Here is a 20,218-nt window from a genome sequence, read left to right as displayed (position 1 = left end):
TCCCCTAGTCCGATTTTCTCCTTAACATACAAGAGAAATCCTCATGTTGTCCAGTTTGCCTGAATACCAGCATCCTTCACTAATCGTAAATTTTACATATAGTTAACCCATTTCGTACGTTAGTTTAGCAATTGTTGTATACACTTGGTTTGAGATACCAAACTATACATATATTCTAGGAGGATACATTCATGTTAAACCGGTTTAATGTCCGTGCAGCCAAAATGATGCTCGCGGTGACGACGATTGTTACGGCTACACTCGGAGGTAGCAGTGCAGCGTGGGCTGTGGAAGACACCACCTCCACAACATCTGCATCACCGATTAAAAATGTGATTATTCTGATTCCTGACGGTATGGCTAACGATGCTACCGCTCTGGCTCGTTGGTATAAGGGCTCGTCCCTGACTCTGGACTCCATGGCAAGCGGCATGGTTCGGACACACTCCGCCGATGCGCCGATTGCGGACTCGGCCCCTGCCGGAACCGCTTTTGCTACAGGTCATAAATCTCATACCGGATTTGTTGGTGTACTGCCGGACAAAGCTACGATGCCAGGGCAAAAGGCGATTGCGTCTGGAGACGAAAGAAAACCTGTTGCTTCCGTGCTGGAAGCATCCAAACTGGCGGGTAAAGCAACTGGCATTATCGCTACATCCGAGATTATGCACGCCACACCAGCGGACTTCTCCTCTCACTATCCGGACCGTAAAAACTATGATGCACTCAGCAAACAACAAGTCTACAATGGCATGGATGTTGTGTTGGGTGGAGGTAGCAAATATCTTGAGCCAGCCGGACGCAAAGACGGAGAGAATCTGATTTCCTCCATCAAGGCACTGGGTTACGATTACGTCACTACACCAGCTGCAATGAAAGCATCCGATTCGAACAAACTGTGGGGTATGTTTGCACCCTCAGGCATGGCTTATAATATGGACCGTGATCCTGCGAAGCAGCCAAGCATTGCCGAGATGACATCCAAAGCCATCGAAGTTCTGTCCAAAGATGAAGACGGCTTCTTCCTGATGGTTGAAGGCAGTAAAGTAGACTGGGCAGCTCACGCCAATGATCCCATTGGTATTATCAGCGACGTGCTGGCTTTTGACGATGCCGTAAAGGTAGCCATGGATTTTGCCAAAGCAGATGGAGAGACGGCCGTTGTGGCTGTTACGGACCACGGTAATGGTGGACTCACCATTGGTAACAACGCGACGTCCGGCACTTATGACAAAGAGCCATTGTCCACATTTATCGGACCTTTGAAAAAGGCCAAGCTGACTGGTGAGGGCGTTGAAGCGAAGCTGAATGCCAAGCGCACAAACATCAAAGCAGTAATGAAACAGTACTATGGTATTACCGATCTGACTTCCGAAGAGATTGCCACCATTAAAGCGGCCGAGCCAGGCAGTCTTAACTATGCAATCGGTCCAATGATCAGCAAACGTGCAGGGATCGGCTGGACAACTGGTGGTCATACAGGTGGAGATGTTGTGCTGTACACGTATGCTCCGAACAATGACCGTCCATTCGGTGTAATCGACAACACGGATGTCGCCAAATATATGGCACGTGTATTGGATCTGGATCTCGACAGCGTGAGCAAACAATTATTTGTACCTGCCAAACAGGCATTTACAGCCAAAGGCGCGACGTACAAGCTGGATCTGACGGACGCCAAAAATCCGAAGATCCTCGTTTCAAAAGGTAACACCAAACTGGAACTGCAAATCTACAAAAATATTGCACTGGTAAACGGCAAAAAGACAACTTTGGAGGGTGTCATTGTTTATAACGGTGTAGATGCATTTGTACCACAAACGGCCGTTGATCTGATTCAATAATTCGTTAGAACTGCTGGAAATACAGGAAATTACACCATCTGGCTGCCGAATATTTCGGCAGCTATTTTACTGTTTATTGTTAAGGAGTAGGTTCCTGCTAGCGCCTATCGTATAATGAACATAACAAAAATACATATCATGCAAGAAAAAGGAGAGATTCACCCATGTTGATCAAATTAAATTGGATCACGCTGAGGGTCAGTAATTTGGAAGCTTCACTCGGGTTCTACCACGACATGCTTGGACTTCCCATTCAGCGCAGATTCGAAAGCCGTGGACGGCAGATTGCCATGCTGGGCATGGAGAATGAAACCAAACTGGAACTGATTGAGGGCAGTGAATCCATTCTTAAACCAGAGGCCGGCGTGTCGATCGGCTATGAGGTGAACTCGCTGGATGAAGCCATGGAACGACTGGCAGAACTGAATATTCCGATTGTACGCGGCCCCATCCAGCCCAATCCGCATCTGCGGTTTATTTACATTACAGATCCAGATGGCTTCGAGGTGCAACTCGCAGAGCATGTCTAATTAGGCGAGTGTAAAATGAGTGTGCTTATCACGATAACCAGTTGTGTGTGCATGTGTGCAGTCAAACCAGATGCAAGCTCACACCTGCATCGAGCAGCGTGAGCACATTATCGTGTCTGTTTTACAGCTTCATGCGGCGCATCAGCGGCACACCTACGCGATTCAACAACCGATCAAGCAGCATCCAACACCAGCGTCTGCCCCATGGAAGGTGGCGCTCATACACGGCGGAATACTCAAAATCCGCCACCGCACCGCGATTGCGCTTGAACTGCGCAGCCCCGGCGCTCTCATGTAACAGATGGCCGTTCTCGCGAGCCTGTCCGATCAGGCATGCCGATAACATGCGGTATAGTCCGACGGACTGAGACACCGCCGTATCGTAACCAAACAGCGGGGTTGTCATGATTCCATTTCGGCAGAAATAACCCATCACCGCGTCCAGGCGCCCTTCCTTTCGCAGTCCATAGAGTCTGAGTGTTCCTGATGCCATCGCAGCAGCAATGAACCGCTCGGTAAATTGCGGATTGTGATAGGAGTACTTTTCAAGGTATAACAGCTTGTACAATTCCACAATTCGCGGAATATCTGCATCCGTCATATCTGCTTCGGAGACGAATTCGTATCCATGCTTGCCCAATAATTCGTAATCCCGCTTCAACAGCCAGCGTGATTTCGAGTTGCCAAAATTCGGATCATGCGCTCTGTACAGGTAGATTTGTCGGCTCGGAATTAGTCGACACCCCACTTCCGTTAGCCTCGCCGTCAGATCGGGATGAAGTCCCGGACACAAGGAGCGAAACACAATGACATGTTCAGGGTATCGCTCTTGTACCGTTGCAAGCAAACATTCCGCCTGTTCACCGGACATGGCTGGGTACAGATTGGTGGAGAACAGCCAGTTGTTCACATGCACAACTTTGTTGATCTGTGATTGCTTCATTCCCCAACCTATTAGACTGAGCAGCACAGAAAGACCTTTTTCCAACACAGGCTTCTGCAACATGGTCAATTCCTGCTTGGCGTAACTCACATAATGCGTATATGGCGAACAAACGTAAGCATTATCATACTCTGTATCATTCACCGTCAGCGGAATAACGAGATCATCAATTCGGGCGAGCAACAATGTCGTTTCCACGTTGGACATAAAGCTTTGGGTCTCGTCCAGCATCATAGGTTTCAGATAGGCTCTGGCATATCTTCCATCCTCCGTATCGGGCCAGTCCATGTCTTTGAACGATTGCTGATCATAAAAACGTACGCGTGCAGCTCGAATATCATTCCTATGCTCATATGTACGGTCATCGTAGGCCGAGCTGTCTTTCATCCCTTTATTCTTCAACCTTTTACTCCCCCATGAGGTAACATCTTCCTTTAACTACCATTTACATTGTTAGTTCTACTCTCTTCATACTCTACACATCACACTGTATAGGAAAAAAATGTCGGCATCAAGCTGTTTGGCACATGAAAAAAAGCCCGTCCAGTACGCTAAATACGCACCGACAGGCTCTCAACTATTAATATTAAAGTTTGTTCACAACGGAAGAAGCCTGATGATCCGAGACCAATTCATTCAGGTTCACAATCAGTTGCTCCAATTCTCCAAAGCTTTCTACCATCTTCTGTGTCAGGTTACGTTGTTCTTCCATGCTCGCCAGAATCTCTTCTGTCGCTGCACTGGATTGCTCAGTCACACTCGAAATCTCGGAAACCTCATTCACAACTCTGGTGGAAGATTCCTTCATGGTCGCCGAACTAGTCTCTATATCTGTCGCTTGATTTAACACATGCTGAGAGTTGCTGTTGATCGTACGGAATACTTCCTCTGCCGTATGCACGCTATCTCTTCCTTGTTGTAACGAAAGACGAATGCGTTCGAATCGATCCGTCAGTGCCTGCGTCTGTCCTTTTAATCGAGACAGGATGGTTGCAATATCACTTGCGGACTGACCCGAGTTCTCTGCCAACTTGCGAACTTCCTCTGATACAACAGCAAACCCGCGTCCATGCTCACCCGCACGAGCGGCTTCAATGGCTGCATTAAGTGCGAGCAGGTTGGTCTGACTCGCAATATCCGCTATGCTGTTCAGCATAAGCGTCATGGATTCACTTTCCTCATTGAACTTTCGCATATCATTTGCAGTTGTATTGATCGTTCCATATAGATCTTGCATCTGGATGTTTAGCTGGTCCATCTGTGTGCTTCCAGTTCGCGTGCTCGTTGCCATACTTGCGGACAACTCTTTCATCTGCTGGGAATACGAAGCAACGTCCTTGATATGCTGATCCGATACAGACAAGGATTCCGAAATCTCGGCTACACTGGTCGCCTGGAACTCAACACCTTTTGCAACCTCACTGAACCCAAGCGTCACCTCATTGGTAATGGAGCCAGTCGCATTCACTTTTTGCTTCAATTGATCCGTATAACGTGATAAACCTTCGACCGATTCCTTCACACGCTCCAGCATGGTTTCCACTCTTTGCTTAGAATGCTCCACCTCATTCTGGCGTACTTCACTTTCATGGAAGAGCCTTTGATTCAGCTGAGAGACTAGCATCAGAATGGCTCCCGTGAGAGCGAATAGTCCCACATTAACGATATTACCTATTAGCTCAACGGAGTCAACGGTATTCATAACAAATAATTGAAGAACACTGTTGACTAATAATACCGAAAATCCAACCACAAAAAATTTCTTGTTAGGAAATAACAGAAGAACTGCGGTTATGACCAAACTTAACGCAAAATTGACCGTTCCCCAACCGACATAGACTCCACATATTGTTAGTAATACGGTAATCAGCCATGGAATGAGATGAATATGTTTCTTTTTCGCATTAGCGTATGTAATCCAAACTACAAAGATCAGAGCTACTCCATTGGACACAAGTAACTTCGGCATCGTAAAGGCCAGACCCATACCAATGGCAATAATAATCCACAAAATGATACCGATTAATTTGTTCCTTTTCCAAATAATTTCGTCCATACGATCCATGCATACCCCGTCCTTTTAAGTAGGTTAAATGTGAGTTGTAGGCCTTTCTGTACTACATCTATTAGTCTTTGGTCCTGCTTATGTGCAAATCGCAAATACGCAGCGCCTTAGCATAGTACATATTAACTTCATAAGTATGAAACCAGCGCTACTTTATGTATATCGGTATTCAACATTTAAAATGAATATGAAATGTAAAATGATATGTAAGCATATCATTTTATAAACAAAAAAGGTCTGTCTTATACGTTATGGCGTACAAGACAGGCCTTTTGGGTCGTGAAAGGATGTGCAGCAGCTCTTACTTTCCGAATACAAGTGTCGTATTGGAGGAACCTGCATACTTGGTGACGAATTCACGCGCGTAGCTGGCACTCTCTACCTGATAACTGTAATTGAAGCTTGGTCTCCAGTTCGTTTTAGGAGAAGTCGGACTATTAAGCGCTGGTGTACTTCCCGTATCTGTAAACTCACCTTTTCCTTTGTCATCCAAGATGCCACCCTTTTCGGCGCCAGCACCAAAGTAGTTGTTTTCAGAATAAATCCGTGCTTTTTCACCAATTGTGATGGCCTGATTAAAGTTGTTTGCATAGTTGTTTTTGAGATGGAAGTAACCATATCTTAAAAGTCCAGGACCACGTACATATAAATTTTCGAAGTAATTATTGGACATCGTCACATGAGGTACTCCATTGTAACTGCTGTTACCATCATTCGGATGACCGAGGATGACGCCATACTTATGGTTCGCAAATTTGGAATTGCTAATCGTAATATAGTCGGCGCGATCACCAATATACAGAAGTTTGTCCAGATCACTACCGCCAGAGCTGTAGCTGTGACCAGCAAAAGTCACATGATCAATCCAGTAATTGGAGCCTGAAGTGATATACATCTGGATATCATCATTGGCATTAATATTGGAAGCGTGTTCAAAAGTCAGATTCTGAAAAATCACATTGCTTGAACTGCTTGTGGATCTGAAATGAATATTCGTTAATGTATGTTTGCCAAAGGAACCTACAAGTGTCTTGTTCGCTCCGAATTCAACCTTTTGCAGCGTGGAGGAAGAAATATTCTGTTCAACGACGACAATCTTGGCTGTAGAGCCCGCCATATGTGTTCTCAAGTCATTGAGATTACTAACGTAAACCACCTGACCGTTCTTGCCACCTGTCGTAGCTGACTTGGAGACACCATTTTCATTCTTGGCACTGCCTGCAAAACCAGTCAACCCATTCGTACCTGTGTTTGGATAACTGGCCGCACCATATGTAGACGGGGCTGTGGAGACAGTTAACAACAATAGAGTTACAGCGAGTAAAAGCATCGAAAATTTCTTCAAAATTTCACCATCCTTTATAATATTATCCTCTAAGGCAACTCGATTATATCGTGTAACTTTGGCTGTGACAATACAAAAATTGCAAAAAGACAACAATTATCATTTTTATGCAACAGCAGATCAGATATAGTGAAAAATCGTAAAACCAGGCCATTCGTTCACACAAAATCGAGCTGCTAATTAGCGGCTCGATTAACGAGTACTATGTGATCCAACTTGGAACTGATCCGCCCTCGGATCAGTTCCTAAGGCCTCTGAAGAAAAACCATTCGCTTGCGGATAACAATATGTTATGACTTCTGATAACTACGGCGGAAGGCGCCAGGTGTGATTCGTTCCAGCTTCTTGAAGATGGCTCCATAATAGCTGGTAGATTCGAAGCCGACTTGACGAGCAATATCCTCCATCCCGTGCTGCACATTATCGAGCAGCAGTTCCTTGCTCTTGTTGACTCTTACCTGATTAACATAGCTGATGGGACGAATACCTGTCGTCTTCTTAAACAAATGACAGAAATATTCTGGTGTGACACAGATCAATCCAGCCAGCGTTGGCAAAGTAATCTCTTCAGCATAATGCTGTTCAATATAGTCCAGAACCGGCTTTATTCGCTCATACTGCTGCCCGACGGTATCGCTGCCCTCGACAGATACGCGTTGAATAATCTCTGTCAATAAGGTATAGAGGACAGCGGAGCAGGCGTAATTGCTTAATGTCTGCTCTTGTGGTGTTAAGGCAGCTTGCAGCAGCTCCCGCATTCGGGATAGAAGGTATTCAGGCTGTGCAAGCGTGTATACGCATGTGTCGACAATGCCAACGGTTTCAAACAAGCTTGCTAACCCGTTGCCATCGAAAATGATCCAGTCGACTTCCCAACTGTCGGATAGCGCATAGTATTCGTGCTTCTGTCCAGGGAATAACAGCATGCCCATACCTGGCTTGACGATATGTTCCGTTTCACTTAGCTTGAGCTTACCCACACCGCTGCGGCATTGTATCCACTGATAATCCTCAATGCCTTGGTCTCGGCGGATATGCTCCTGTTCATGATGCAGACCGATGCCAAGCAAATAAAAAGGGAGCAATTTGTCTCGGGCAGATAATACCGGAAAATTACGATTGGGATGAGGCATACGATTAACTCTCCTGATCTTAATATTGTTATATCGCATTAATTATTTAAGATATTCACTCGAATTAATATAACATATAATCGCAATATATTGATAAATAAAGGAGATCACAGGATGACAATTAAGATCGGAATTGATTATTATCCAGAGCAATGGACCCCGGAGTTATGGGAGAAAGATGCCATACTTATGCAACAGACGGGGGTTGCTGTTGTGCGAATGGCAGAGTTCGCCTGGAGCCGAATGGAACCGACTGAGGGTAATTATCAGTTTGAATGGCTGGATGCGGCTATAGAAGTCTTCGCTTCGCGCGGCATGGAAATTGTGTTATGCACCCCAACCAATACCCCGCCAAACTGGATGACGACCCGTTATCCGGATGTACTGCCTATGGATGAACAACGCCACATCATTCGGCCAGGTGTGCGTGGACATCGCTGCAACAACAGCCCTTCCTTGAGAATGCTGGGCTCCAAATTTGTGGAAGCGATATCACAGCGCTATGGTAAGCATCCCGCCGTTATTGGCTGGCAAATCGATAACGAGATGCACTACCAGGAGTGCCATTGTGATACATGTAATCGTGCATTTGTCGCTTGGCTACAAAAGCGTTATTCCAATCTGGAGGAGTTGAACCGGGAATGGGGTACGGTCGTCTGGAGTGGTGAGTACAGCAGCTGGGCTGAGGTAACAACACCACTCGGTCCCAGCAAACCGATGAATCCTTCCTATCTTCTGGAGTACAAGCGGTTTTGTTCTGACAGCGTAGGCTATCTGCTGGGATGGCAGCTTGAGATTTTACGCCGTAACTGTCCAGGCCAATTTGTGACGCATAACATGTGGCAGTATCCGAATAGCCTGGACTATTATGATATGCACAACGAATTGGACTTCGTCTCTGTTGATTATTATCCGAATGAGCTGTATCGCGATTATGGCGATAGGTTTCCGAGGAACGGAGCGCTTACGCTGGACTTGGTTCGCGGTATCAAACGCCGGAATTTCTGGGTAATGGAACAGCTCAGCGGAGCACAGGGTGCCTGGATGCCGATTCAGCGCACCCCGTATCCTGGACTGATCCGAGCTCGCTCTTGGCAGACAATCGCCCGCGGTGCGGATATGGTCGTCCATTTCCGCTGGCGGAGTGCTACCGTGGGAGCGGAACAGTTCTGGCATGGGCTGATCGACCACAGTAACGTTCCTGGACGCAGGTTCAGGGAGTTTGCAGAGCTTACTCGCGAGGTGAACCAGTTAGGAGAACTGCTGGCCGACTCGACCATTGTCACCCAGGTTGCGATTCTACATTCGCATGATCAGCATACGGCACTTTCCCTTCAGCCGCAGGCGGAAGGAGGAATGCACTATATAGACAACTTGTCCTCTATGCATAATGCATTTCTGAAAATGGGTGTTGGTACAGACGTTATCAATTGGACCGAGGAGCTCGACGGGTACAAGCTGGTCATTGTCCCTTCTCTCTTCCTGTTAAGTGAAGAAGTAGCACAGCGACTGGAGCGATTCGCAGCTAAAGGAGGGACGGTTGTCCTCACCAATCGGACTGGCGTGAAGAACATGAGGAATGTATGTGAAATGCTGCCTCTGCCGGGGCTACTGGCGGAAGCGGCGGGGGTTGTCGTAAGTGAATATGATGCCATCGGCAGCAGTGAGCATCGGATAACGAACGCGGAGGGTAAGACATTCGCTGCGAAGCAATGGTGCGATTTACTGGAACTGCGAGGCGCAGAGCCGATCGCCTGGTATGACAACGACTTTTACGAAGGTGTACCGGCGGTTACTGTCAATAAGTTTGGTGAAGGTGAAGTGTATTATGTCGGCACTTGGCCGGAACCATCGTATTTCTATCAGCTGTTTGAAGACATATTGAAGGAAAAGGAATTAGCGCCCAAGATCCGGCTGCCGGAAGGTGTTGAGCTGTCGATTCGAACGAAGGGGGAGCAAGACTTTCTATTCCTGATCAATTTGACGAATGAGCAACGAGAGATTACGCTGGACGTTCCTTATCGCAGCTTGTTGACCAGCGAGAGGTTGGATCAGAAGTTGACTCTTCCAGCTCTGGGAGTAGATATTTTAACTGTATAAGATCAGCCGTTTTCATATTTAAAAAGGGATGTCTCACAAGGCTTACGACCTTGAGGGACATCCCTTCTCTGCTTTCACTAACATCCACCTAATCTGAATAAGAGTATTGCCAGTTAGTTCATCTTATTTGATTTTGATTTCCAGTTCATCATTCTTGGCTTCCTGCAAATCATCATAGACCTTATCTGGTTTACCACTAAGTTTTAACACCATGGACTCCGGATGGTCCAACAGATTGCTACTGAAAGAATACATCATTCCATCTTCCGATCCGCTTCCACCTACCATGGATAACTTGGTCTGCTTCCCATTACGGGAGGTCGAAATGATCTCGATAGGCCGAACAATCTCGTTGAGCGACAACTTCGTTTTGTAATCAATTTCTTGATCAGGTGCATGGACAAATTTGACCCGAGTTACCAACGGAGACACCTCCACCTCCGACAAAAAGACCTCATACCCTCCAAGAGTAAAAGTCCGATTAACGTTAATGACTTCCGTTTTGGGGATAGAAAACTTGGGATCCAGAGGGAAAGAAACATTCATTTTTTTGGAGAATTGATATTTTCGTTCCTTCTCCCCGTTGCCTGTATAATCCACCACATCTGGTACAACTGAAGACAGCTGGAACTGAAGATTCACTTGCTCAGGCAGCGGTTTATTTCGATTACGCTCAATTGTATTCCGGCCATAAATGGTATGCTTATCCTTCGAAAAATGTATACCTCCTGCACTGCCATTGCCAAGTAAGTCCCCTGTGGAAGCATCCGTCATCTTCATATTAACCGTCGAATACATCTCTTGCGAAGCATCCGTTCTAGCGGTATACAATACGGTTATCCTGTTCTCATCCGCCATAACCGCGTTCACGGTAAACTGATATATTCCTGATGTAACCGTCCGATCCACGAGTTGCACATAACCATAATTGAGCGTTGAAGTAATCGTTGCACGGTCCATATCCGAAGTTAACAGGTCACGAAAGGGCTCTAGTACTCCCCAATGGGTCACAGGCTCAGTATATGTTGCCGGTTGCTGCCCATAGTTTCCAAGCGGGCCTATAAGAAACCAACCCGCAGCCAGAACCGTGACTAGCACTGCCGTGATCCATTTGATACGAAAGGTCCTACCTGATCGTTTTATTCTGCCCTTTGCGAGACCGCGTTGAATTGCAACAGTCGTGTCCGCCGGATTCCAGTGCTGCTTCTCTCTTTTCACCTGATATGCGTCTGCAAGAAGTGCTTTCTCCTCCGGGTTAGTGGTCATGCCAATCCCTCCTATTCCTCATCAACTTGCGCAACTGCTGGAGCCCCTTGTGCTGCCAGGTCTTGATCGTCCCTTCCGGTTTGCCGAGGATCGAGGCAATATCCGTCAGTGTCATGTCGTTATAATATTTCAGCAATAATACATGGCGATATTTTGGTTTCACCTTTTGCAAAAGAGATTCCATAGCAATTCGATTATCATCAACGCTAATCATCCAAGACGCCGGAATGCTGTCCTCCAGATCCTCCTTCGCCAGAGGTGTTGCCCGCTTGCGGCGCCTCTGTTCATCGATGCAGACATAGATCAGAATCCGAATGATCCACGACTTGAACGCCTTCTCATTATTCAGCGTACGACGTTTGATCCAAGCCCGGCACGTCATCTCCTGCACAGCTTCCAGCGCATCTTGCCGGTTACGCAGATAACTGTAGGCAATAGAAATGAGCGTATCTTGATGTTCCATAATGGATTGCACAAATTCCGTCTCGTCTTCGGTCTGTACATAGATCCTCTGGTTCATCTCTGCTTTTGTTTCCACCCCGCATCCCTCCTTCTCTCTCTTTCTGTGGTATAAGACGGGTGAGTGAAGCAAACGGTTTTTATTCATCAAAAAAAAGCTCCGCCATCATCATGAGGAAGCTTGATTACATAGCACTTCGGCCGCCTGTATACTGAATAACGCACAAGCATGAACAATCCAAGATCAACTAACTTACAAATTGCCGGTGACTTCGATCCCGTCGTAATTGGATTCTCCCAGCAGGGATCAAGAGCCTTCATCTCTTCTCCAGTTCGTGGGTCAGTTAAGGGAAATACACGATCCAATGCAGGACAAATATAGTCAAAGTCTTCATTATATATGAACAGCATGTCTTCCATCTCTACTTCAACCGATTCTTCTATGTATAAAGGGGATAAAACAAAACCCACATTCCGCTGTGGACCTTGATACTGATACATGAGCGCAGGAATTGTTCTCTTTGATTTTTTAGCCATATATGCTCCTCCTGTTTCAGGCAAATCTCTTACCGCTCAGAGTTCAAACCAGATTAAACCACCATCAACCTGCCTAGTTTCTTGCTCCATCTGATGCATCCAGCTCCGCGCCTCTTCACCCCAGATATGAAACAAACAGTAGATATACGAATCCCCATCCACAATCTCTTCAAACCCGGAAGCCTCTTCTATCCACACTTCAAGTGCTTTAGGCCAGGAAGGATCTTCACGTTTCAATACAAAGCTGTTGGCTTGGTGTTCTAAGCTGTACATGTTGGTAAACGTTAATGCACTTGCCAAACGCTTTACAACTTCAGGTAAAATCGCAGGCTCCGTTGCTCTAATCCCATATTCCCAGCCCATATGTACAACCTCCTTCAGACTTCGTTCGCTCCAGATTGTTGCTTTTGTTCATGCATTTGATCGATTGAACGATCCAACCACAACTCATACCAGTCCAGAAAATGCAATCGATTCGTATTGCCCCAATACTGATCAGGATAAATTCCGTTGCGGTTAGCCCGGTCATCAACCCAGATTTCTCCGTAGGAGGCTCCCTTAACGATCAGATTCATGGATACGCCACAGCCAAAATCACTGATGCGCAGCATGCCTGCCGACCACTTTGGATCAAAATATTCGCGTTCCAGCGCTTCCCATTCCTCTTCTTCCTTGCTGTCATCGAACCAGTCATAGTTCCAGTTCCATGCTTCCGTGAATTGGAAAGGGTCCGAGATCGCATTCAGCTCATCATCATAACCAAGCACAGCGTATACGCCATCATCCGGGTTTTCCAGACCATAATAAGGTCCTGCACCAGCCGTTCCCATATGAAGAAGCCATAGCTTATAGTCCTCCAGCAACTCAATTCGCCATTTCTGTTCAAATTGCGCAATATCCTTCTGTGTCCATACAGGTGCCATTTCATATTCATGGTTTTCTGCGCCAAACAGCTCCAGATCCGGGTCCAGACTTCGGAGAGTGATCAACTTTTCACGCATACGTTCCAGTTGTACAGTGTACATAATCTACCTCTCCTCCTTTGCTACTCCATTACGTTTGTTCCACGGCGTACCCGCGTTGCTGTAACTCATCCAGTGCTGCTGCCACATCTCTCTCAGGACACAACTGCTTAATCAGTCTGGCGGTCACCGGTTTTCCTTCATATACTTCAGCTACGGCTTCCAACGGCAGATCCGGCAAGTCATAGTACCCTTTTGCCCAATCAGCGTAATCTTCCGAGTTCTTATTCAAATATCCCAGTAAAAATTCTGCGCCACCTCTGGCGTCCGCTTCATCTTCCTCGGCTATGGCCATCTGAATCCAGTTACCAACCATCCATGACAAGTCGTTCCCTTCCTGCCATAGGCAAAAGGTCACATCCTCCAGATCCAATGTTTCCTCCTGATCTCTCAGAACAGCCATCAACGCCTCCGGCACTTCATCGTACATGCCCGGATAAATCTCACCATCCTCACGAGCATGCGGACTTAAAGGTGACTCATGATCAAATCCCTTGATCAACGTGCCTGAATCCGTAAACAATACATGCAGATGATCACCTGCGCCGTTATTGATGCTTCCCCATGCCACACCTGGCTGAAGTTTAGCTTCATAATGATGAACGCGTAGCCATTCTTCCTCCGAAAAGATGATATCCAAAGCAGCGAGTATTCTCATCCGTTTACGCAGGGCATCTGCATTCATCATCGTTATCTCATTCCAATCCTGCATATGAATCCCTCCTGTTTGTATATGTGCACTATATCCGGATTAATTCATCCAGCGTGTTATTTCCCTGAATACTTGGTGTCATGACAATGGTGATCCGACTGGCTTCTCTGGAGACGATACACGCATAATTTCCGGGCTTTAGCTGAAACAGAACCCCTTCACACGTCTCATCCGGCTCCAATTCACCCCCAGTGACATCATCCGCCGCTCCCAGATAGACTTGCCCAGACGGAACTTGCAGATAATACACCTTTTCCCGTTCCGCTGCGTGATCTGGATTTGAATCCTTCTCTACATCCTCCAGGCTCCATTCCACCTCATACACTCCATCCGCACCCAGATTCAGGAACAGACAATGACCTGCATTCACCTCAGCCAGCTCATCCACTGGAATGGACCACCAGTCCGAAGTATCCTCAAGCCGATGTTTTAACGCTGCCAGATCATACAGGCACAATGTTGCCGTATCTGTAACCATTTGAAATGTTCCTCTCATATTCACCCGTCCCTTCTGTCTGATCCAGGTCTGACCTCAGAAATATATTCCATCATTATATCAAGCCTGATACACGTGTAAAAGGAACCCATGGACCATCTCTGCTTGCGCAACTCTTCATTTCTCGCTCCAAATGGTCGATATAAGCATAACTGACTTTTTTTGAACCTGATGGAGGAAGCCAAGCCATGTCAATTAACAATAGAAAAGAACCCTTTCGCTACACATTGAAGGAACCAATCCACTTTGAGATCTATATTCTCAGCATCAACGGGGTTAACGCACCAGCCAAACCCATTCAGGCCGAACTCTGCGATATCAGTCGATCCGGCTGTCAGCTGTCATTTCCGCTGTCCCTTCCTGTAGAGAATAACGATATTCGGATTGGAATGAATATGCTGCTCTTTGAAGACCCTCTATATATGGAAGGCACTCTCCGCTGGGGTCAAGAAAAAAATACCTCATGGCATTATGGTGTTCAACTCGAAATGCAGGATGGGAACCAGGACCGTCTCTCTAGAGAGATGCGAATGCTTGCAGGTCAAGGCAAAATTATTGTGAAATAGTTAGATGCCATATAGCCTGATAACAAAAAAACAAAAAAACAGCCCAATCAAATTGGACTGTCGCAAGATGAAACTCTTTATGCCGCTTTACTAACTGTCGCTGGTTGTTCCATTTTGGACCAGTTCACGGTTTTTTCAAGAACCACTGAGACCAATACCCCAATGACGAGACCATTGCTTATGATCGGAATGAGGTACATGGGCAAAGTTTGAAAGGCCTCAGCAGGAATATTCATGACCGCAACTCCCGTGAGGACCGGCAGCGCTACACGATAGATCGTTTTAGAATTAAACGTTGTACCTTCAAGCGTTCTTAGTGCCGTGCCGAACATCTGAAGATAAGCCACAAACAAAACCGCACTGCCGACGCTTGGTGGTATTTGTGCAAAAAATGCTGTCACTGAAGGTGTAAGACCTATCACACATAACATCCCCGCTCCAATTATCAAGGCAGCACGACGCAGAATGCGAGTACTCTCCAAGAATCCGATCGATGATGCAAATAAACCAAAGGGCAGCACACCTACACAGGCTGACAACATCGTGAACAGACCCGTTAGCGCATAGGAATGCCTATACTGACGGCTTGTTGTTTCTGTCCGGTATAGTTTCTCAACTGTGCTTAATGTGGTGATCGAATTCGTCATGTTCACCAACCCCACGAAAAATGCAGTAATGACAATACCCGGTTCCCATCTGGGTGCTCCCCACGGAAACAGTTCAAGACCTGCCGGGGCCTGATTAGGCTGTCCGCCATGTTGTCCAGGAAACAATAGACTATAAGCGATCCAGCCTGCCACAATCCCAATCAGGATCGCGTAGTTCCCCAGTTTCCCCCTACCCTTTAATTGAATCCATGCCACCAAAAATGCAATGACAACGGACAATGCGGCAACAGGCAGATCGAAACGACCAAACTCCGTATATCCAATCATACCTTTGAAAAAATTCATCGTTAATTGAATCGTCATTAAGAACAACATGGCACTCTTCACCATAGGTGTGAACAGCTTTTGCAGCACTTGCGCTGCTCCCAGCCAACCCAGAATCACCATCGTTAGTCCCGCTAATAGAAAACCTGCAGCCAGTCCACCGCCAATACGTTCCAGACTCATACCAGCCGATGAAGCAGATACCGTCAAACTTAGCGTCAATCCCCACCATAACCCTGACGGACCATCCATAATCGCATATCGATGACCAAATACGGCTTGAAGAATACACACTGCTCCGGTAAGGATAAATGCGTGCTGCATGGAGGCAGCGATGGCATCCGGAGACAGATGAAAATTATGTCCAATGGATAGCGGAACAACAACGGTATTGGTAAACAGGAAGAAAAACCACTGTATACCTGCCAAAATCAGTGAAGATACGTCCTTCATATTCTTTTGTGAAAAATGCTCTTGATGTCTGTTCATTCGTTGGAATATCCTTTCACTGTTCTGTATCATAAATGTATAAGTCTCTTCAGACTTGGGTTAATAGTCGTTCCATCTCGGCATACCGATGTCGGCTCGCATGTGCAAGCGGTGTAATCCCATCCCGATCCGCGATCTTTGGATCTGCACCATATTGCAAAAGCAAGGCAACAATCTGCTGGTGACGCGGCCCACCATCTCCTAAAATGACCGCTTCCAGCAAGGCTGTCCACCCCAGGTTGTTGATATGGTTCACATCCACATCACTGCGTGTCAGCAGAAGCTCCACAATGTCCACATGGCCCCGATCCGCTGCTGGGATAAGAGCTGTGCCGCCAAAACGATTCGTTAACCTCGTATCTGCACCTGCTGTAATCGCCAATTCGACCATGTCATACATACCCTCAGCACTCGTGTATAACAGCAGGTTGTCCAATCGTGCATCCCGAAGATTAATGTCGGCTCCGGCATCCACTAACATCCTTGCCGTGTCTATCTTGTTACCGTGCACCGCAGCCAGCAGAGGTGTTCGCCCCAATGCATCCCGTTCATTCAACCGGCTACCCTGTTGTGTGATAAATCGAATGACCTCATCGGTATGGCCCGCTTGAGCAGCATCATGTATTGTTCTAACCACGTTGTTTTATCCCCCAATTCAAGGTCTTTCTCATGCAGTAATATTCATATAGAAACCAAACCCTGTTAGTCAGGTATGCAAATCTAATGTATGGTAACATAAGATCGTAGTATATTAAAAATACATGTTTTGTTGGCTTTCCATACGAATTACATATACATTGCAGGCGAAGGAGAACAACCACTTGGATATCAAACAATGTCGCTATTTTATTGCCATTGCTGAGGAGAAACAGATTACAGCAGCAGCCCGAAGACTTCACATGGCTCAGCCACCCTTAAGCCAGCAGCTTAAGTTAATGGAAGAAGAGCTTGGTGTGATTCTATTTGAACGCAAAGGGCGCATGATGGAGCTAACGCAGGCGGGTCGCAGCTTCTATGATTATGCGGTTACCTTGACCAAATATATGGAGGAAGCTGTAATGGAGATGCAAAGTTTCCGTCACGGCATACGGGGCAAACTCGCCATCGGCATCAATACCATATCGGATCGCCTGATCCCGCAAGCACTGCAACAGTTTCGCACCACCCACCCACAGGTTACCTATAAAATTCAGCAAAATGAGTCTGCACAATTATGCCGCCTGCTGGAAGATGGCAAAGTTGAACTCGCCTGTGTACGCATGCCCGTCCAGACAGAACGCTATGAGGTGCTGCACCTGCCACAGGAACGACTCTTCTATATTTCTTCAACACCGCTTGATAGTCCGACAGAGATGGGACCAGGAGCGGAGATGGGGACTTATTTTGAGCAGCTTACAGGTATCCCTCTACTGCTTCCAAGCACAGAAGGACTCGGTATGTTCGAGCTAATTTTGGACAAGTTCCGGGAGCATCAGGTTACCCCCTCCATCATGGGTGAGTGCTCAGACATTAATATGTTGCTGGAACTGGTCCGACTCGGCTTCGCCAGTTCCATCGTGCCTCACACGGTACTACAGCTATATCACGAGCACCCATTCCACGTATATCGCATCCAGGATCAGCATTCCACGGTTGGCTCGGCGCTGGTCTGGCTGCAGAACCGTTATCTGTCCAAGCCTGCACAACACTTTGTGCAATTGGTTCAGGGAATGCTTCCCGTGGTGTAAAAGGCTATAAGCAAAAAACAGCAGCTTTACCGGATTACATTCCGGTGAAGCTGCTGTTTCATTTTATGGTTAAGCTTTAGCTGTGAACAACAAGTCTTTTTCTTTGATCGTAGTGCGACCAGCAGACTCAATGGACTCATACTGATGCATGTTTGTAATAATGACTGGTGTAATCGTTGTATAACCGGCTTTTTCGATCTGTTCCCGGTCGAACTCCATCAGTACATCACCTACGGTTACCTTCGCACCTGCTTGAACTTTAGGAGAGAAGAACTGACCTTTCAACTTCACGGTATCAATCCCGATATGAATCAACATTTCTGCGCCTGTATCACTTACCAGACCAATGGCATGTCCACTCTTCGATAACGAGAACACGGTTCCGTTGATCGGAGATACAACGCGGCCCTCAGATGGTTGAATCGCGAATCCTTTACCCATAATCTCTTCAGAGAATGCAGGGTCCGGCACTTCGCTCAGCGGTTTAACTTCACCTGTGATTGGGCTGAATACTTGCTCATCTTGTGCTTTTGCTTCTTCAGTTACAGCAGCAGAAGTTGTTGCTGCTGGTGTTGCCGGCTCAGCTGCTGGTGCAGCTACTGGCTCCGATGCATTTTCTTCTTGGAACCCAAGAATGTACGTCAGTACTGCCGCTACTAACAATGCAACTAAAGCACCTCCAACAGCATAAATGAGTGTACTTATATCTGAACTGATATAGGCAGCAACACTTGGCAAACCTGCAAGACCTACTGGTACAAATGCTTTTGCTTGGAAAATACCCATAAATGCACCACCTGCCGCTCCACCGATCAGGGCTGCAATAAACGGTTTTTTAAATTTCATGTTGATACCATACATGGCCGGTTCAGTAATTCCCATAAAAGCAGTGAGACCCGTGGAGTAGCCAAGAGATCTGGTTTGAGCATTTTTTGATTTCAACGCAACACCAACGGCACTACCTGACTGCGCCCAGTTCGCTGCAAACATTAAAGGAATAATATAGTCATAGCCCAACGTTGCTATCGAACCAACAACGATTGGCAGCAAGGCATAGTGCATACCCGTGATGATCAGCAGTGACATCGTTCCACCAATCAGGATACTTGCAAAGATAGACATATTGTCGAACAACCAAGCAATACCACCAGACAAACCATTACCGAGTACCGTCCCTAATGGACCAACGGTAATCAAGGTCAGCGGAACCATAATCAACAGAGTTACTGTTGGAACAACCAAGAGCTTCAGAGAAGCATGAGTAACATGATTAACTGCTTTCTCTACATAAGAAGCAATCCAGATAGCAAGAATAATTGGGATTACACTAGAAGCGTAAGTTGCGGCAATAACCTTAATCCCTGCAAAAGTTGAATCCCCTTCGACTAGTAATGCCGTAATCGTTGGATGCATAATGCCCGCCGCGAGCGCTGCACCAATATACATATTGCTACCCAGTTTGCGTGCAGCACTGATCGCCAGAATGATTGGCAGGAAGTAGAATGCACCGTCACCGATTGCAGACAAAATGATGTAGGTCGAGCTGGTGTCGGACAACCATTCAAGTGCAACAAGGATGGCCACGATCCCTTTGATCATACCTGCACCTGTAATCGCTGGCAGAATCGGTGTAAATATACCGGAAATGAAGTCGAACAACGCACTTACCGGATTTCTCTTTTTCTTCTCCCCAGTTGAAGCACTTGATGTTGCATTATCTGCGTTTGGAGATTTGGACATGTTGCCAACAAGTGCGTTATACACGACAGGTACATCGTTACCGATGATAACCTGGAACTGTCCACCGTTCTCCATCACGCCCATCACACCTGGTGTATTTTTTAGCGTCGCTTTGTCCGCTTTTTGGTTGTCATTCAGGTTAAATCTGAGTCTTGTCATACAGTGTGTGACTTGATCGATATTCTCTTCGCCACCAACAAGCTTCAAAATATCCTTGGACAATTGTTGTTTATCCATTGTGTTTTGCTCCTTTTATGTGTAATGAAGGTTAAAAAAAAACCTAAACACTGAATAATGACAAAGCAGAAAAGC

General features: G+C 46.5%; 19 protein-coding genes. 5 read left to right on the top strand and 14 right to left on the bottom strand.

The genetic code is table 11. The features are described 5' to 3' along the window. The first annotated feature begins 191 nt into the window (after positions 1-191). Positions 192-1,844, top strand: a complete 1,653-nt coding sequence (locus QF041_RS28870) for an alkaline phosphatase (RefSeq protein ID WP_307416580.1) — start codon at positions 192-194, stop codon at positions 1,842-1,844. Between the two features lie 164 nt (positions 1,845-2,008). Then, entirely contained in the window at positions 2,009-2,374 is a 366-nt protein-coding gene (locus tag QF041_RS28865) for a VOC family protein (RefSeq protein WP_249912043.1), read from the top strand. 121 nt (positions 2,375-2,495) lie between these two features. Here QF041_RS28865 and QF041_RS28860 read toward each other — a convergent pair whose 3' ends face one another. The 4 genes from QF041_RS28860 to QF041_RS28845 all read right to left on the bottom strand — a co-directional run bounded on the left by QF041_RS28860 (position 2,496) and on the right by QF041_RS28845 (position 7,860). Beyond that, a complete protein-coding gene (locus QF041_RS28860) occupies positions 2,496-3,719 on the bottom strand; it encodes a GNAT family N-acetyltransferase (protein WP_249912042.1) in 1,224 nt (407 codons plus the stop codon). A 184-nt stretch (positions 3,720-3,903) separates the two neighbouring features. Next, complete coding sequence (locus tag QF041_RS28855; RefSeq protein ID WP_307416578.1) at positions 3,904-5,382, bottom strand: methyl-accepting chemotaxis protein; 1,479 nt, start codon at positions 5,380-5,382, stop codon at positions 3,904-3,906. 301 nt (positions 5,383-5,683) lie between these two features. Next, entirely contained in the window at positions 5,684-6,727 is a 1,044-nt protein-coding gene (locus QF041_RS28850; protein WP_373461370.1) for a pectate lyase family protein, read from the bottom strand. A 290-nt stretch (positions 6,728-7,017) separates the two neighbouring features. Continuing rightward, positions 7,018-7,860, bottom strand: coding sequence for an AraC family transcriptional regulator (locus QF041_RS28845; RefSeq protein ID WP_307416577.1), 843 nt, complete (start codon positions 7,858-7,860; stop codon positions 7,018-7,020). 114 nt (positions 7,861-7,974) lie between these two features. Here QF041_RS28845 and QF041_RS28840 point away from each other — a divergent pair, with 114 nt between their 5' ends. Then, the gene (locus tag QF041_RS28840) at positions 7,975-9,960 is read left to right on the top strand and encodes a beta-galactosidase (protein ID WP_307416576.1); all 1,986 of its coding nucleotides are present in this window, start codon (positions 7,975-7,977) and stop codon (positions 9,958-9,960) included. 123 nt (positions 9,961-10,083) lie between these two features. On the opposite strand, the gene QF041_RS28835 is transcribed toward QF041_RS28840, so the two are convergent. The 7 genes from QF041_RS28835 to QF041_RS28805 form a co-directional block, all read right to left on the bottom strand. Continuing rightward, complete coding sequence (locus QF041_RS28835; RefSeq protein WP_307416575.1) at positions 10,084-11,226, bottom strand: DUF4179 domain-containing protein; 1,143 nt, start codon at positions 11,224-11,226, stop codon at positions 10,084-10,086. Further along, complete coding sequence (locus QF041_RS28830) at positions 11,216-11,764, bottom strand: sigma-70 family RNA polymerase sigma factor (RefSeq protein WP_307416574.1); 549 nt, start codon at positions 11,762-11,764, stop codon at positions 11,216-11,218. Before QF041_RS28830 ends, QF041_RS28835 begins: the two co-directional genes overlap by 11 nt. 68 nt (positions 11,765-11,832) lie before the next feature. Further along, on the bottom strand, positions 11,833-12,222 hold the full coding sequence (locus QF041_RS28825; RefSeq protein ID WP_307416573.1) for a hypothetical protein: 390 nt from the start codon (positions 12,220-12,222) through the stop codon (positions 11,833-11,835). 36 nt (positions 12,223-12,258) lie between these two features. Next, positions 12,259-12,585: a hypothetical protein gene (locus QF041_RS28820; RefSeq protein WP_307416572.1), complete on the bottom strand. Its 327-nt coding sequence runs from the start codon at positions 12,583-12,585 to the stop codon at positions 12,259-12,261. Positions 12,586-12,599: 14 nt separating this feature from the next. Next, positions 12,600-13,247: an SMI1/KNR4 family protein gene (locus tag QF041_RS28815; protein WP_307416571.1), complete on the bottom strand. Its 648-nt coding sequence runs from the start codon at positions 13,245-13,247 to the stop codon at positions 12,600-12,602. 28 nt (positions 13,248-13,275) lie between these two features. After that, the gene (locus tag QF041_RS28810; RefSeq protein WP_307416570.1) at positions 13,276-13,956 is read right to left on the bottom strand and encodes a hypothetical protein; all 681 of its coding nucleotides are present in this window, start codon (positions 13,954-13,956) and stop codon (positions 13,276-13,278) included. 28 nt (positions 13,957-13,984) lie between these two features. Then, positions 13,985-14,452 (bottom strand): DUF6386 family protein, encoded by a 468-nt coding sequence (locus QF041_RS28805; protein ID WP_307416569.1) that lies wholly within the window; start codon positions 14,450-14,452, stop codon positions 13,985-13,987. Between the two features lie 188 nt (positions 14,453-14,640). Here QF041_RS28805 and QF041_RS28800 point away from each other — a divergent pair, with 188 nt between their 5' ends. Further along, entirely contained in the window at positions 14,641-15,018 is a 378-nt protein-coding gene (locus QF041_RS28800) for a PilZ domain-containing protein (protein ID WP_036617371.1), read from the top strand. A gap of 77 nt (positions 15,019-15,095) precedes the next feature. Here QF041_RS28800 and QF041_RS28795 read toward each other — a convergent pair whose 3' ends face one another. Beyond that, positions 15,096-16,439, bottom strand: a complete 1,344-nt coding sequence (locus QF041_RS28795) for a uracil/xanthine transporter (RefSeq protein WP_307416568.1) — start codon at positions 16,437-16,439, stop codon at positions 15,096-15,098. Positions 16,440-16,488: 49 nt separating this feature from the next. Next, complete coding sequence (locus QF041_RS28790) at positions 16,489-17,076, bottom strand: ankyrin repeat domain-containing protein (RefSeq protein WP_307416567.1); 588 nt, start codon at positions 17,074-17,076, stop codon at positions 16,489-16,491. A gap of 184 nt (positions 17,077-17,260) precedes the next feature. On the opposite strand from QF041_RS28790, the gene QF041_RS28785 reads away from it, so the two are divergent. Further along, a complete protein-coding gene (locus QF041_RS28785; RefSeq protein WP_307416566.1) occupies positions 17,261-18,166 on the top strand; it encodes a LysR family transcriptional regulator in 906 nt (301 codons plus the stop codon). A gap of 69 nt (positions 18,167-18,235) precedes the next feature. Here QF041_RS28785 and QF041_RS28780 read toward each other — a convergent pair whose 3' ends face one another. After that, positions 18,236-20,143 (bottom strand): beta-glucoside-specific PTS transporter subunit IIABC, encoded by a 1,908-nt coding sequence (locus QF041_RS28780; RefSeq protein WP_307416565.1) that lies wholly within the window; start codon positions 20,141-20,143, stop codon positions 18,236-18,238. Positions 20,144-20,218 lie beyond the last annotated feature (75 nt).

It is taken from the genome of Paenibacillus sp. W2I17 (assembly GCF_030815985.1).
In the GTDB taxonomy this organism is placed as follows: domain Bacteria; phylum Bacillota; class Bacilli; order Paenibacillales; family Paenibacillaceae; genus Paenibacillus.
Note: the sequence above shows the minus strand (reverse complement) of the source record. Positions and strands in the feature narration are given on the sequence as shown.